Source organism: Puniceibacterium sp. IMCC21224, assembly GCF_001038505.1.
GTDB lineage: Bacteria > Pseudomonadota > Alphaproteobacteria > Rhodobacterales > Rhodobacteraceae > Puniceibacterium.
The window spans coordinates 1,920,281-1,934,217 of sequence record NZ_LDPY01000001.1; the positions used below are offsets into that span (position 1 = coordinate 1,920,281).

Consider the following 13,937-nt stretch of genomic DNA (forward strand, 5'->3'; position numbering starts at 1 on the left):
TTCCATTGCGAAACGGCCCCAAGGCTCCGCCCCACCACGGCAAGGTACCTATCACATGCGCCACGAGATCAAGAATAGCTTTACTGCCTCAAAGAGACCGGCGGCGCGCCGTAACCAGTTGCTCATGCCGTTCCTGTCAGGCCGCGCTCTCGTCTCCATCATTATGTTCTGGCTATGAAGTGACCCTAGTCAGAGTCTGCCGACAGCGCTTTGATATAGGTGGCTACGGCGGCGCGGTCCTCGGTCGGTAGCTTGGCAAAGTTGTTGACGACGGCGACCATATGCCCGCCGACGCTGTCAAAGTCGGGGGTAAATCCGGTTTCTAAGTAATAGGCGATATCGGTTGCGGACCAGGTCAATTTGTCCGGGGTTAGCGCCGGAATGCGGCCTTCGCCGGTTGGGTTGGGCGCACCGGTCAACCATGCATCCTTTTGCAACCCGCCAAGCGCGTCGCGCGGCGTGTGGCATTCGCCGCAATGGGCCAGCGCCTCGACCAGATAGCGGCCACGGGTCAGCATCGGGTCATCGCTGTTGGGCATCACCCAGTCGTCCGTCAGGTACAGGACCTTCCATCCGCCGACACTGCGGCGGATATTGAACGGAAACCCGACCTGGTGCGGCTGGCTGGGTGTGGCGTCTGCGGGCAGGGTCTGCAGATGCGCCCACAGGTCGGCCACATCTTGCGGTGTCATGTGAATATAGGCGGTGTAGGGAAAGGCGGGGTAGTAATGCGCGCCCTCGGGCGAGACGCCGCGCGTGACCGCGCTGGCGAATTGTGTCAGGCTCCAGCCTCCGATGCCGTGTTCGCGGTCGGACGAGATGTTGGGCGCGATGAACGTCCCAAAATCCGAGGCGAAACGCTGTCCGCCGGACAGCGGGTTTGCTGCGTCTTCTGGCGCGTCGGGCGCATGGTGACACGAGGCGCAGCCCGCAGCGACAAAGATCTGGTCACCACGATCCGCGTCGCCCCTCAGCCCGGAATAAACCGCATCAGACACAGGATTGGCGCGTGTCAGCCAGAGGCCGACGCCTAAGGCGCAGACTCCGGCCAGCAGCACTGCGACCAATACGCGTCGCATCCCCCGAGTCAGCCGGCAGGGGCGCGGTGATTGTCGTGGCAAGCCTTGCAAGCGCCACCTAACATGCCCAGCATCGGGCCAAGCGCCTCTTGACCCGTTCCGGCGGCGGCCTGAATTTTTAGCGCAGCCTCACCCAGACCGGCCCATTTTGCCAGAAAATCCTCGCGATTGTCCCAGACGGATGGCTGGGCGCGCGTGTCCTCAATGCTCATGTTGTCCGAGCCTGCGGGAAAAAGCGGCGGCTGATTGATCATCGACACCGCGACAAGGGTGTCGGCGGCGGTTTGGGCCGCCTCTGCGTCATATGGCGTCTCACCCTTGGCCATACCGCCCAGAATGCCAAGGTTGATGGCCAGAATATTGAACTGGCCTTTGCGCGCCTTGAGCGCGCCAGAGAAATCATCCTGGGCGCTGGCAGTGGTGCCAAAGGCAAGCGATGCGACGACAAGTGCAATGAGGCGTTTCTTCATGGTGAACTCCCTGTGGTTAGTTTGACCCTAGGTTAGGATCACACCGGCACGGAATAAACGTTTATGTGAAGTGATGTGAAAAGGTAAAACCCGTGTGACGACAGGGCGATGTCGCACACCCCCATGCCTTTCAGGGCAGAACGCGGACCGCTCCGCGGTGCGGTGTGACGGTCAGCGCCTCGGGCCAGCCGATCCATCGCTCCACAACAAAAAGTCCAACGCAGATGGCGACGACGGACATCACCAGAACCACTGTGCGGGGTGAGGGCGGATGACGGACCCAGCGCGTCATTCGCAACAGGTGCAGCGGGTTCATGGTTGCGGCTCATCAGGGAACCGGACCTTGCCGATAAAGGGCAGGTTGCGGTTGCGCTGTGCATAATCAATGCCGTAGCCGACGACAAATTCGTCCGGGATCACGAATCCAGTCCAGTCGGCGGTCACATCAACCTCGCGGCGCGACGGTTTGTCGAGCAGAGCAATGGTGCGCAGGCGGGCGGGATCGCGGGCGGACAGAAAGCTAACCACCCGGCTAAGGGTGAAGCCGGTGTCGACGATATCCTCGACGACCAGCACGTCGCGCCCCTCGATCTGACCGCGCAAATCTTTGAGAATTCGGACCTCGCGGCTGCTCTCCATGCCGTCGCCATATGAGGAAACTTCTAGGAAATCCACCTCGACCGGCAGATCGAGTTCGCGCACCAGATCGGCGATGAACACGAACGATCCGCGCAGCAGCCCGACGACCAGCAACTGTTCGGTGTCCTTGAATTCAGCGGCAATTTCGTGGCTCAGCGCCTCGATCCTTGCGGCGATTGATTTGGCCGAGATCATTTCGTCGATGACATATGGACGCTGTGACATGAGTTTCCCTTGATTTTCCGGGCGTAGCATACGACATGCACGCCCACTGTCACGATCAAAACGGGGCGATATGCCGACCCATTCCGAGACCCGCAAACTGCCCTACACCGCCCAGCAGATGTATGATCTGGTGGCTGATGTGGGGTCTTATCCGCAATTTCTGCCGTGGTGCGCTGCCGCGCGTGTCCGATCAGTCACGCCACAAGGCGCGGCACAGGTGATGGAGGCCGATCTGGTGATCAGTTTCAAGGTGTTCCGAGAACGCTTTGGTAGCCGGGTGACGCTGTGGCCGGATGACCGGCGCATTGATACCGAATATCTTGAAGGACCATTTCGCTATATGAAATCCAACTGGGGTTTTGCGGACACCGACGACGGTGGCTGCGATGTATCGTTCTACGTTGATTTCGAATTCAAGAATGCGGTGTTGCAGGGCATCATCGGGCTGGTATTCAACGAGGCGATGCAGCGGATTGTGCGCGCATTTGAGCGACGGGCGGCCACACTCTACGGCTAAGTTACTACGACTAGAATAAAATTCGGGGGCAGGGCATGACGAACAGCAGCGCAGACTACGATATCACAGCGGCGCTGGCGCAGTTTGCCAGCAGCACCCGGGATGATGACCTGCCAAGGGACGCGCGGGCGGTGATGGGGCTGTCGGTGATCGACTGGCTGGCGGTGGGCCTTGCTGGGCGGGACGAACCGGTGGCACGGGCCGTGCGGGCGCTGGTGGTCGACGAAGGTGGCGCGCCTCAGGCGCATACTTTGGGACTCGAGGGGCGGTTTCCCGCCCGTGCTGCCGCACTGCTCAATGGCACGGCGAGTCATGCACTGGACTATGATGACACGCATTTTGGCCATATCGGCCATCCGTCGGTGGCGGTTGTTTCTGCGGCCCTTGCCGTGGCCGAAAAGGTTGGCGCATCAGGCGCGGCGTTTCAGGCAGCGGCGCTGATCGGGGTCGAGGCGTCGGTGCGCGTCGGTCTTTGGCTTGGTCGCGGGCATTACCAGATTGGATATCATCAGACCGCGACCGCAGGTGCCTTTGGCGCCGGGCTGGCAGCGGGGCGGTTGCTTGGGCTGACTGCGGGGCAGATGGCGGATGTGCTGGGTGTGCTGTCGACCCGTGCCTCGGGCCTGAAATCGCAGTTTGGCACGATGGGCAAGCCGTTCAATGCCGGAATTGCCGCCGCCAACGGGGTAGAGGCCGCGCTGTTGGTGGCGCATGGCCTGCAGCCCCGACGCGGCGCTCTCGATGGGCCACAGGGCTTTGGTGAAACGCATCACGGGGCGGCGGATCCGACCGCGATCGCGGGGCTGGGGCAGGTCTGGCTGTTCGAACAGGTCAGCCACAAGTTCCACGCCTGCTGCCACGGTCTGCACGCGACGCTTGACGCGTTGGCGGATGCGTCGGCGATTGGCGCGGATACGGTCGAACGTGTCGACGTGCGGACCAGCCCGCGCTGGCTGAGCGTCTGCAATGTCGCCGACCCGACGGGCGGGCTTGAGGCAAAGTTCTCGTATGCTCAGGTCGTCGCCATGCGCCTGCTGGGGCATGATACCGCGCGACTGGACAGCTATTGCGATGCGCTCTGCCACGATCCGCAGATCACGGCGCTGCGTCGTCGGGTTGCCGTCTCCGGCGACGACACTCTGAGCGAAACGCAGGCGCGGGTGACGCTGCACCTGACTTCTGGTGAGGCGGTGAAACTGTACCACGATCTGTTGGAGCCACAGCCGCTGGCGCTGCGCGACGCCCGGGTCAGAGCCAAAGCCGAGTCACTGCTGGGGGCGACGCGCGCCGCGCAGGTGCAGGGGCTTGTGGATGGGTTGGCAGACCCGTCCGACATCGGAATTCAGCTGGCGCAGGTGTGAGGCCGCTTTGAGTGCGTTGCCTTAGATTTAGTCGGTAACATGCTGACGTACCCAAGGTTTAGGGTGTTGGTATCGCCTCGATCGCACCCTTCAAAAGGGTCAGCGCGTGTCGGGTCGCGGCCGCACGGACATGTGTGCGGCCAAGTGCGCCGAACTCAATGGTTTCGGTCGTGACACCGGCGTCAGTGGCAAGGCCAAAGCAAACGCGCCCCTCGGGTTTGAACTCGGATCCCCCCGGACCGGCAATGCCGCTGACCGAGACAGCGATATCCGACCCGGCCGCGTGCAATGCCCCCAGCGCCATTTCGGCACAAACCTCTTCTGACACCGCGCCGACAGAATCGAGGGTTGCGGCCGAGACGCCGATCATCTCTTGTTTGGCTAGGTTGGAATAAGTCACGAACCCTCGCTCAAAAATTGCTGAGGAACCTGCAATATCGGTGATCGCTGCGGCAACCAGTCCGCCAGTACAGCTTTCGGCACAGGTCACGGTGAGGCCGCGCGCCAGGGAAAGTTGCAGGATTTCGGTGGCAAGTGCCTCTGTCATCTCACTGGCCTCACATAAGTAAACCGTGGGCGAGTCCGGCCAAAATAATCGCCACCAGCGCCGCAAACACCCCTGCGATCACGTCATCCAGCATGACACCCAGCGCATCCCCGCGCCGGTCTGCCATCCCGACCAGCCAGGGCTTCCAAATGTCGAACAACCGGAACAGCAGGAAACCGGCGACCCAGCCGGGCCACAGCCGGGTCACATCGACCCCCATCATTCCCGCACCAAAGGACACCGGCCAAAGGGCGATCCACTGGCCGACAACCTCGTCGATGACAATCTCGGACGGATCGTCGTCGTCGCTGCCTGCGGTTTCGCGCATCGTGGCCCACCAGCCGACCCCGAACACAATCACCGTGGCCAGCACGCACAACGCAATGCCACCCGCCACATGCAGCGCCCAGAACAGCGGCAGCGCCGCCAACGATCCCCAGGTGCCGGGCGCGGGGCGCAGATATCCGACGCCCAGCACGGTTGCGATCAGGCCGCTCATGTCCGCACCAGCGCTGCGGTGGCGATTGCAGCGATCCCTTCGCCGCGGCCGGTAAAGCCCAGCCGCTCTGACGTGGTCGCCTTGACCGATATCTGATCCGGGCGCAGATCCATGATCCCGGCCATGGCCTGCATCATCGCGGCGGCATGTGGCCCAACCTTGGGCTGTTCGCAGATCAGGGTGCAGTCCACGTTGGCAATCGCATACCCGCGCGTCCGCGCTAAATCCGCGGCGTGACGCAGGAAAATCGCGGACTTGGCGTCCTTCCATTGCGGGTCCGACGGCGGGAAGTGGCGACCGATATCCCCATCGGCAAGCGCGCCATAGAGCGCGTCGGTCACCGCATGCATACCTACATCGGCGTCGGAATGACCGACCAGCCCATAACCATGTGCGACCTTTACGCCGCACAGGAAAACATGGTCCCCCGGCCCGAAGGCATGCACGTCAAAGCCGTTGCCCAGTCGAATATCCATCGTGTTCTCCAGCAGCTTGGCGGCCCGGGCGAAATCGTCGGGGCCGGTGATCTTAAGATTGTTTTCGGACCCCGGCGTGATTGTCACGCTCAGACCGGCGGCACGCGCGACTTCGACATCGTCTGCGGCAGCGCCGGGATGGCGGCGATGGGCATCCAGGATGGCGGCAAAGTGAAACCCTTGCGGCGTTTGCGCCCGAAACAGCCCGGTTCGGTCGCGGGTGCCGGTGACCCGCGCGCCGGTCCCGGTCCAGAGTGCGTCGGTGACGGCCAGCGCAGGGGCGGCGGCGGGGCCATGCTCAAGTGCGGCCAGCACGCCGGCAATCACATCGGCAGGCACACAGGGGCGCGCCACATCGTGAATCAGTACCAGGTCGGGCGGGTCCAGGCCCAGCGCCTCAAGCCCGGCGCGCACAGATCCGGCGCGATCAGTGCCGCCCTCGACCAGTGTCACGGGCAGCCCGGCGCAGACCTGGCGCGCGATATCGCGGTCAGCGGCGTTAACAACCAGTACAATCCGGTCGAAATGGCGAAAGCGTTCCAGCGACCACCGCGCCACTGATTTTCCCGCAACCTGTTGCCATTGCTTGGCGAGAACGCCGCCGGCGCGGGTGCCACGGCCTGCGGCAACAATGAGGGCGGCGGTGGTCATACGGCATCCTTTTGCTTGGTGCATGGTTTAGGCCTTGTGCGGTGGCTGCGCAATCACCCTCCTGTTGCTGCCTATTAATTGAGCAATGGGGAATTCTGCGGGTGCAAAATGGGTTGGAAAGATTGTATAGCCGAGTGGGCCACGTTAGCCCAAATGCAGATGCACAAGGAATAGGCGCTTGAATACTCAGCAGCCGCACATCCCCATAGCGTTCCCGGTCTTGCTGGCTCCGCTGGCGGGAATCACTGATGTGCCGTTTCGGTCCCTGGTGTCGCAGTTCGGCGCCGGCCTGGTGGTGAGCGAGATGGTCGCCAGCCAGGAAATGGTGCAGGCGCGCCCCGGCACCCGCGAAAAAGCTGAACTGGGACTGGGGGCCGGGAATACATCGGTTCAACTGGCAGGGCGCGAGGCGCATTGGATGGCCGAGGCGGCGCGTATGGTCGCAGCAAACGGCGCGCGGGTGATCGACATCAATATGGGGTGCCCGGCGAAAAAGGTGGTGGGCGGCTATTCCGGCTCCGCCCTGATGCGTGACCCGGATCACGCCCTGCGCCTGATTGAGGCGGTGGTGGGCGCGGTCGATGTGCCTGTCACCCTCAAGACCCGGTTGGGCTGGGACGATGATTGCCTGAATGCGGCGGATCTGGCGCGCCGCGCCGAAGGGGCAGGGGTGCAGATGGTGGTCATTCATGGCCGCACCCGCTGTCAGTTCTACAAGGGACGCGCCGATTGGGCTGCTATTCGCGCGGTGCGGGACGCGGTGTCGATTCCGGTGATTGCCAACGGTGATATCGTGGATGCCGCCACGGCGCGCACCGCGCTGGCACAGTCGGGTGCGGATGGTGTAATGATCGGGCGCGGGGCGCAGGGCTGCCCCTGGCGTTTGGCTGAAGTGGGGGCGGCGCTTTACGGCCGCGCTGCGCCGCGTATCCCGCAGGGCCGGGCGCTGGTCGACATGGTGGCCGGACATTACGATGCCATGCTGGCGTTCTACGGCGCGGATCTGGGTTTACGTGTCGCGCGCAAACATCTGGGCTGGTACATGGATCATGCCGATACCGGGGCGGCGCTGCGCCGCAGCGTACTCACTGCGAAAGCCCCGTCCGAGGTGTTTACAATGATCGGAGAGGCGCTGAACACTTCCACGCCTGTGGCCGCATGAGCGACGATATGGACGCCTTGCTTTGGTCTTCTCTTCCTGTTCCGGCGATTCTGCTGGATGCGGACGAACGGATTGCGGACATGAATCCCGCCGCCGAAGGGTTTATGAACAATTCGGCCAAATGGTTGCTGGGCCAGCCGATCTGGGACCGTCTGGCGATTGACGCGCCGCTTGAGGACAGTCTGGCGCGGGCGCGTGCCAATGGCACGCCGCTATTTGTCAACGACGTGGACGTGGGCACCGGATCCCGCGCGCCCTTGGTCTGTAACGTGCAGATCGCACCAGTACAGGGCAAGCCGGGCTGGATGATCATGATGATCAGTCCGCGCGAACTGGCTGGCCGCATGACGCAGAACCATTCGGTAAAATCCGCCGCCAAATCCGCCATCGGCATGGCCGAGATGCTGGCGCACGAGATCAAGAACCCGCTGGCGGGCATCACCGGTGCCGCGCAGCTTCTGAGCATGAGCCTGAGCAAGGACGATCTGGAACTGACCGATCTGATCGTGGAAGAAACACGGCGCATCGTGAAGCTGCTTGAGCAGGTCGAACAGTTCGGCAACCTTAGCCCGCCGGATCGCCGCGCGGTCAACATCCATGACGTTCTGGACCGCGCCCGGCGGTCGGCGCTGTTGGGATTCGGCGCGCATATGAAGATTGTTGAGGATTACGACCCGTCGCTGCCGATGGCATATGGCGACCCGGACCAGATGTTGCAGGTCGTATTGAACTTGCTCAAGAACGCCTCGGAAGCAGCTGATTCAAAAGGCGGAACCATTCGGTTGCATTCCTTTTACGAACATAGCTTCCGGCTACGTCGGTCGGACGGCTCGGGCCAGTCGCTGCCGTTGCAGGTAGAAATCATTGATGACGGGCCCGGTTTGCCGGACCACATCCGGGGCGATATCTTTGACCCATTTGTATCTGGCCGCGAAAATGGAACCGGTCTGGGGCTGGCGCTGGTCAGCAAGATTGTGTCCGACCACGACGGCTGGATTTCGGTTGAATCCGTTCCCGGTCGCACCGTTTTTCGAATTTCGCTGCCCATGGCCCCGCGTGACAAACAGGAGAGTAACTGATGGATGGCACTGTTCTCGTCGCTGACGACGATCGCACGATCCGCACCGTTCTGACACAGGCGCTGACCCGCGCGGGCTGCAAGGTGCATGCCACCTCGTCGCTGACCACGCTGATGCGCTGGGTGGCCGAGGGCAAGGGCGACGTGGTGATTTCTGACGTTGTCATGCCCGATGGCAACGGGTTGGAAATGCTGCCCAAGATCGCGCAGGACCGGCCCGGATTGCCGGTGATCGTGATCTCAGCGCAGAATACCATCATGACCGCCATTCAGGCCGCCGAGGCTGAGGCCTATGATTATCTGCCCAAACCGTTCGATCTGCCGGATCTGATGAAGCGCACCGCGCGGGCGTTGGAATCGCGCAACCTGTCACCCCGGCGCGATGAACGTGTCGAACATGCTGACGGGCCGGATGAATTGCCGCTTGTGGGTAAAACGCCGGCGATGCAGGCGCTCTATCGGCTGGTAGCGCGCGTGATGAACACCGATCTGCCAGTGCTGATCTGCGGCGAGAGCGGCACCGGGAAATCACTGATTGCGCGCGCGGTTCACGATTTTTCCGACCGGCGGACATTGCCTTTTGTAACTGTGACCAGTTCGGATCTGTCCGAGCTGGAGGGGCCGGCGAGGATTTTGGCGCGGGTCAAGGGCGGTACGCTGCTGATCGACGAAATCACCGATTTCGACGACGAAATTCAGGCGCGCATTGTGCGGATGATGGATGTCCCCGGCGAACACGTGCCGCGCTTTATGGCCACGAGCCAGAGCGATCTGGCGCAGGCGATGGAGGATGGCGATGTGCGTCAGGATCTCTATTACCGTCTGGGCGGAGCAACAATTTCGGTGCCATCCTTGCGCGAGAGGGTAGAGGATATTGCCCTGCTGACCGAACATTTCCTGACACGGGCAGAACGCGACGGCGCGTCGAAACGCTGGTTGTCCAAGGATGCGGTTGAACTGTTCCGCGCCTATAGCTGGCCCGGGAATGTCCGTCAGTTGGAGAATGCGGTGCGGCGCCTGTCGCTGACCAGTCGCGCGGACGAAATCACCCGCGCCGAGGTCGAAGCCGTGCTGGGCAACCAGCCTGAAACTGGCCCGATTCTGCGTGGTGGTGATGCCGAGAAACTGGGAACTTCTGTGGCGCGGCATCTGCGGCGCTATTTTGACCTGCATGGCAACATGCTGCCGCCTCCTGGCCTTTACACCCGAATCCTGCGCGAGGTTGAGGCACCGCTGATTGAAATCGCGCTGGACGCCACCGGTGGAAATCAGGCGAAATGTGCTGATTTACTGGGAATCAATCGAAATACCTTGCGAAAGAAGATCACCGACCTCGATATCCGCGTGACACGCCGCCGCAAATTGATGTAAAAGGGCCACACAATTGTGGCCACACCGCCATGCGCGGTGATAGGACCACAAGATATGGCGGTCCGCTGCCCTGAGCAGCACATCTGAATGAGGTCGGTCTGTGGCCACTTGGGCACGTTCGTTGAACTGGTCGCGTTTGAACCGTCTGCGCCGTATGCGCAGGGTGCAAAATGCGGCGACGCTTGGGCTGGTCCTTTTGGGGCCGCTTTTGGCGGTTGCGACGTTCCTTGTTCTGGGTCCGCTTGATCAGGGACGTGGGACGCAACTCAGCCTGCGGCTCGTTTTGCTGGCCGATCTGGTATATGTGCTGCTTTTGGCGGCGCTGGTTTTACAGCGCGTTGCGAGGATGATTGCGGCGCGGCGTGCGAAATCGGCAGGGTCGCGGCTTCACCTTCGTCTTACGGGTGTGTTTGCGCTGATGGCGCTGTTGCCGACGGTCACCGTGGCGGTGTTTGCGGTGCTGACCATCAACATCGGGCTTGAGACATGGTTTTCCGAGCGGGTGCGCAACGTGGTCGGCGCGTCACTAAGCGCGGCCGAGGCCTATGAGCAAGAGCATCGCTTGGGGCTGACGCAGGACGCGCAGGCGCTTGCCAATTACCTCGACGTGAGCCGCCGCGCGGTGTTTATTATGAACGATGGCGAATTGCGCAGGATCCTGAGTCAGGGCCAGTCGCAGATTCAGCGCGGTTTGCGCGAGGCCTATGTTATTGACGGAACAGGAGAAATCCGGGCGCGCGGCGAAAGCTCATATCTGTTTGACTTCGAACGGCCCAATGCCGAACAGATCGCTGAGGCGGGTGCAGAAGGCGTCGCCGTGATCGCTGATTGGGACAACAACGAATTTCGTGCGCTGATCCCGCTTCACTCCTTTGTCGATCGTTACCTCTATGTCAGCCGCGAGGTTGATGGCGGCATCTTGAATCTGTTGGACAAAACCCAGGAGACGGCAAAGTTCTATCAGCAACAAGAAAGCGAGCGGGGGCGGCAATTGTTTGACTTTGCGCTGCTCTACCTAGGGTTTGCGGTGCTGCTGATCCTTGCGGCGACCTGGCTGGGGTTGTGGTTTGCCGAGCGCCTGAGCCGCCCGGTCGGCAGCCTCACCGGTGCCGCGCAGCGGGTCGGATCGGGGGATCTGGACGTACAAGTGATCGAGGATGAGGGCGACGACGAGATTGCCATGCTGGGGCGATATTTCAATCAGATGACCCGGCAACTCAAGGCGCAGCGCCAGACGCTGGTGGATAACACCCGCCAGATCGAGCGGCGTCAGCGATTGTTCGATTCCGTGCTGAGTTCGGTGACATCCGGTGTGGTGGGGTTGGACGAGGCGGGCAAAATCACCTTTGTGAATCGGTCGGCCGAGAAACTGCTCGGCGCGCAGGATATTCAGCGCTCTGTCCCGATCCATGTCGCGGTGCCGGAATTCGGCGCGATCTTTGAACGGTTGCGCGACAGCGGGGCCGAAACTGTGCAGGACGAGGTCAAGGTCAGCCGCGAGGGGCAACTTGAAAATCTGCTCGTCCGGGTGGCCACGCGGCGGCGTCAGGATGACAGCCTTGAGGGGTTTGTGGTGGCGTTCGACGATGTGACCGATCTGGTCAGCGCGCAGCGGATGGCGGCATGGGGTGACGTCGCACGGCGCATCGCGCACGAAATCAAGAACCCTCTAACGCCGATTCAACTGTCCGCCGAACGGATCAAACGCAAATTCAGCACCCGTGTCGGGGATCAGGCCGATAGTCTGGCGCAGTTGACAGACGTAATTGTGCGCCAAACCAACGACTTGAGGCGGATTGTTGATGAGTTTTCGAAGTTTGCGCGGATGCCGGAACCGGAACGCAAGCCCGAGGATGTCGTTGATCTGTTGCGCGGCGTGGTGTTGTTACAGGAGTCCGGTCAGCCAGACGTGCACTTTGTGACCGATCTGCCCGATGCCGGACTGGGGACCGAAGTGGATGCGACGATGATCGGTCAGGCGCTGACCAACCTGATCAAGAACGCGGGCGAAGCGATTGAATCACGACAGGAATCCGGGGTTGAGGCGGGCTTTGTCCCCGAGATCCGCATTTCCTGCATCTCAGAGGGCGGCAAGGCCGAGATTCGTATCGCTGACAATGGCATCGGCCTGCCCGAGGATCGGGCGAGGCTGTTCGAGCCCTATGTCACAACACGCGACAAGGGCACCGGGTTGGGCCTGCCCATCGTCAAGAAGATTATCGAGGAACATGGCGGCAGCCTGACCCTCGTCGATGCGCCACAGTTTGATGGCGCGTCACATACCGGGGCGATGGCGGTGATCCGTCTGCCTCTGAGCGACGTGCGGCAGATGCCGCGCGACATCTTAGAAGAAACGGTCTGAACAGGTGAGGCGCACATGAGTGATATTCTGATAGTCGACGACGAACGCGATATCCGCGAACTGATCGGGGATATTCTTGAGGATGAGGGCTATACCACGCGCCTCGCCGGCAATTCCAACGAGGCGATGAGCGAGATCAATTCCGAGCCGCCCGCGCTGCTGATCCTGGATATCTGGCTCAAGGATAGCAAGATGGATGGGATCGACATCCTGAAATCAGTCAAGCGCGATAACCCTGATGTCCCGGTGGTGATCATTTCGGGACACGGCAATATCGAGATCGCGGTGGCCGCGATCAAGCAGGGCGCTTACGATTTCATCGAAAAGCCGTTCAATATCGATCAACTGCTCGTGGTGATCCGTCGGGCGATGGAAACCAGCCGCCTGCGGCGCGAGAATCAAAAGCTCAAGCGCAAGGATGTCGCAGCGGCCGAGATGATGGGGGATGGTGCCGCGTATCGGGGGCTGCTGAGCCAGCTCGACAAGGTGACGAAATCCAACGGCAGGGTGATGCTGTCGGGGCCTGCAGGCAGCGGCAAGGAACTGGCGGCGCGCTACATCCACGGCCATTCGGCGCGCGCCAATGCGCCGTTTGTCACGGTCAATTGTGCAGGCGTTGCGCCCGAGACGATGGAAGAGGTGCTGTTTGGCCGCGAAACAGCGGATCGCGGGATTGAACCGGGTCTGTTAGAGCAGGCGCATGGCGGGGTGATTTATTTCGACGAGGTGGCGGATATGCCGCTGGGCACCCAGTCCAAGATTCTGCGCGTGCTGGTCGATCAGCAGTTTCAGCGCGTCGGTGGCGCCGACAAGGTACGGGTGGATCTGCGGGTGATCTCGTCGACCAATCGCGATCTGGCAGAAGAGATCGACGCCGGGCGGTTCCGTCAGGAGTTGTATCACCGGCTGAACGTGGTTCCGGTTGTGGTGCCGTCACTTGAGGATCGTCGCGAAGACATCCCGATGCTGGCCGAGTATTTCATTGATCAGTGTCACAAAACCCAAGGTTTGCCGCTTCGCGTATTGGGTGAGGATGCGATTGCCCTGATGCAAACCATGATCTGGCCGGGCAATGTTCGCCAGCTCAAGAACCTGGTTGAGCGTGTCCTGATCCTTGGCGATGGCACCGGTGAGATCGAGGCTCGTGAACTGCCACAGGACAACTCTTTCAGTGGTGGCGAAGAAGGTCGCGTGGTGCTGTCGGGCACGCTGGCGACGCTGCCGCTGCGCGAAGCGCGTGAAGCGTTCGAGCGCGAGTATCTGCTGACGCAGATCAACCGCTTTGGCGGCAACATCAGCCGCACCGCGAGTTTTGTCGGCATGGAGCGCTCGGCCCTGCATCGCAAATTGAAATCGCTGGGGGTTGTGACCGGCTCCAAGGGGGGGGCGCGTATCGCCCAGCTTGAGGATGAGGTGGACGAATCTGAACAGATCGAAGCCTGACGCCGGGGATTCCAATCCACTGATCCCCAACCTTGTCGCGTGATGCGCGCTAGCGTG

At 61.7% G+C, this 13,937-nt stretch carries 14 protein-coding genes; 7 read left to right on the top strand and 7 right to left on the bottom strand.

What is annotated here, in order from left to right; translation table 11 throughout:
- Nucleotides 1–185: 185 nt before the first annotated feature.
- The 4 genes from IMCC21224_RS08820 to hpt all read right to left on the bottom strand — a co-directional run bounded on the left by IMCC21224_RS08820 (nt 186) and on the right by hpt (nt 2,413).
- Nucleotides 186–1,079: a cytochrome c gene (locus tag IMCC21224_RS08820; protein WP_047995033.1), complete on the bottom strand. Its 894-nt coding sequence runs from the start codon at nt 1,077–1,079 to the stop codon at nt 186–188.
- Nucleotides 1,080–1,087: 8 nt separating this feature from the next.
- Nucleotides 1,088–1,549 (bottom strand): cytochrome c, encoded by a 462-nt coding sequence (locus IMCC21224_RS08825; RefSeq protein ID WP_047995034.1) that lies wholly within the window; start codon nt 1,547–1,549, stop codon nt 1,088–1,090.
- Nucleotides 1,550–1,679: 130 nt separating this feature from the next.
- Complete coding sequence (locus IMCC21224_RS08830; protein WP_047995035.1) at nt 1,680–1,865, bottom strand: hypothetical protein; 186 nt, start codon at nt 1,863–1,865, stop codon at nt 1,680–1,682.
- Nucleotides 1,862–2,413, bottom strand: a complete 552-nt coding sequence (gene hpt, locus IMCC21224_RS08835) for a hypoxanthine phosphoribosyltransferase (RefSeq protein ID WP_047995036.1) — start codon at nt 2,411–2,413, stop codon at nt 1,862–1,864. Before hpt ends, IMCC21224_RS08830 begins: the two co-directional genes overlap by 4 nt.
- Before the next feature lie 70 nt (nt 2,414–2,483).
- Between hpt and IMCC21224_RS08840 the strand changes: the two genes are divergently transcribed.
- Together IMCC21224_RS08840 and IMCC21224_RS08845 are read left to right on the top strand one after the other, a co-directional pair.
- Nucleotides 2,484–2,930 (top strand): type II toxin-antitoxin system RatA family toxin, encoded by a 447-nt coding sequence (locus IMCC21224_RS08840; protein WP_047995037.1) that lies wholly within the window; start codon nt 2,484–2,486, stop codon nt 2,928–2,930.
- Between the two features lie 35 nt (nt 2,931–2,965).
- Nucleotides 2,966–4,291, top strand: a complete 1,326-nt coding sequence (locus tag IMCC21224_RS08845) for an MmgE/PrpD family protein (RefSeq protein ID WP_047995038.1) — start codon at nt 2,966–2,968, stop codon at nt 4,289–4,291.
- Nucleotides 4,292–4,349: 58 nt separating this feature from the next.
- Here IMCC21224_RS08845 and IMCC21224_RS08850 read toward each other — a convergent pair whose 3' ends face one another.
- The 3 genes from IMCC21224_RS08850 to IMCC21224_RS08860 are packed head-to-tail and all read right to left on the bottom strand — an operon-like array spanning nt 4,350 to nt 6,464.
- Complete coding sequence (locus IMCC21224_RS08850) at nt 4,350–4,838, bottom strand: CinA family protein (RefSeq protein ID WP_047995039.1); 489 nt, start codon at nt 4,836–4,838, stop codon at nt 4,350–4,352.
- 10 nt (nt 4,839–4,848) lie between these two features.
- Entirely contained in the window at nt 4,849–5,337 is a 489-nt protein-coding gene (locus IMCC21224_RS08855) for a phosphatidylglycerophosphatase A (protein ID WP_047995040.1), read from the bottom strand.
- Nucleotides 5,334–6,464, bottom strand: a complete 1,131-nt coding sequence (locus IMCC21224_RS08860) for a bifunctional 2-C-methyl-D-erythritol 4-phosphate cytidylyltransferase/2-C-methyl-D-erythritol 2,4-cyclodiphosphate synthase (protein ID WP_047995041.1) — start codon at nt 6,462–6,464, stop codon at nt 5,334–5,336. The genes IMCC21224_RS08855 and IMCC21224_RS08860 overlap by 4 nt, the downstream gene beginning before the upstream one ends.
- A 178-nt stretch (nt 6,465–6,642) precedes the next feature.
- On the opposite strand from IMCC21224_RS08860, the gene dusB reads away from it, so the two are divergent.
- From dusB to IMCC21224_RS08885, 5 genes are all read left to right on the top strand, one after another.
- Entirely contained in the window at nt 6,643–7,626 is a 984-nt protein-coding gene (dusB, locus tag IMCC21224_RS08865) for a tRNA dihydrouridine synthase DusB (RefSeq protein ID WP_047995042.1), read from the top strand.
- On the top strand, nt 7,623–8,705 hold the full coding sequence (locus tag IMCC21224_RS08870; protein ID WP_047995043.1) for a nitrogen regulation protein NR(II): 1,083 nt from the start codon (nt 7,623–7,625) through the stop codon (nt 8,703–8,705). The genes dusB and IMCC21224_RS08870 overlap by 4 nt, the downstream gene beginning before the upstream one ends.
- Nucleotides 8,705–10,075 carry a sigma-54-dependent Fis family transcriptional regulator gene (locus tag IMCC21224_RS08875; RefSeq protein ID WP_047995044.1) on the top strand — a complete coding sequence of 457 codons (1,371 nt, stop codon included), beginning with the start codon at nt 8,705–8,707 and terminating at the stop codon, nt 10,073–10,075. Before IMCC21224_RS08870 ends, IMCC21224_RS08875 begins: the two co-directional genes overlap by 1 nt.
- A gap of 154 nt (nt 10,076–10,229) precedes the next feature.
- Nucleotides 10,230–12,437 (top strand): PAS domain-containing sensor histidine kinase, encoded by a 2,208-nt coding sequence (locus tag IMCC21224_RS08880; protein WP_047996996.1) that lies wholly within the window; start codon nt 10,230–10,232, stop codon nt 12,435–12,437.
- A 15-nt stretch (nt 12,438–12,452) separates the two neighbouring features.
- The gene (locus IMCC21224_RS08885) at nt 12,453–13,880 is read left to right on the top strand and encodes a sigma-54 dependent transcriptional regulator (protein WP_047995045.1); all 1,428 of its coding nucleotides are present in this window, start codon (nt 12,453–12,455) and stop codon (nt 13,878–13,880) included.
- Nucleotides 13,881–13,937: the final 57 nt, after the last annotated feature.

Coding starts and splice junctions, on each gene's coding strand:
- IMCC21224_RS08820 (WP_047995033.1), bottom strand. CDS start 1,079: ATGCGACGCGTATTGGTCGCAGTGCTGCTGGCCGGAGTCTGCGCCTTA.
- IMCC21224_RS08825 (WP_047995034.1), bottom strand. CDS start 1,549: ATGAAGAAACGCCTCATTGCACTTGTCGTCGCATCGCTTGCCTTTGGC.
- IMCC21224_RS08830 (WP_047995035.1), bottom strand. CDS start 1,865: ATGAACCCGCTGCACCTGTTGCGAATGACGCGCTGGGTCCGTCATCCG.
- hpt (WP_047995036.1), bottom strand. CDS start 2,413: ATGTCACAGCGTCCATATGTCATCGACGAAATGATCTCGGCCAAATCA.
- IMCC21224_RS08840 (WP_047995037.1), top strand. CDS start 2,484: ATGCCGACCCATTCCGAGACCCGCAAACTGCCCTACACCGCCCAGCAG.
- IMCC21224_RS08845 (WP_047995038.1), top strand. CDS start 2,966: ATGACGAACAGCAGCGCAGACTACGATATCACAGCGGCGCTGGCGCAG.
- IMCC21224_RS08850 (WP_047995039.1), bottom strand. CDS start 4,838: ATGACAGAGGCACTTGCCACCGAAATCCTGCAACTTTCCCTGGCGCGC.
- IMCC21224_RS08855 (WP_047995040.1), bottom strand. CDS start 5,337: ATGAGCGGCCTGATCGCAACCGTGCTGGGCGTCGGATATCTGCGCCCC.
- IMCC21224_RS08860 (WP_047995041.1), bottom strand. CDS start 6,464: ATGACCACCGCCGCCCTCATTGTTGCCGCAGGCCGTGGCACCCGCGCC.
- IMCC21224_RS08870 (WP_047995043.1), top strand. CDS start 7,623: ATGAGCGACGATATGGACGCCTTGCTTTGGTCTTCTCTTCCTGTTCCG.
- IMCC21224_RS08875 (WP_047995044.1), top strand. CDS start 8,705: ATGGATGGCACTGTTCTCGTCGCTGACGACGATCGCACGATCCGCACC.
- IMCC21224_RS08880 (WP_047996996.1), top strand. CDS start 10,230: ATGCGCAGGGTGCAAAATGCGGCGACGCTTGGGCTGGTCCTTTTGGGG.
- IMCC21224_RS08885 (WP_047995045.1), top strand. CDS start 12,453: ATGAGTGATATTCTGATAGTCGACGACGAACGCGATATCCGCGAACTG.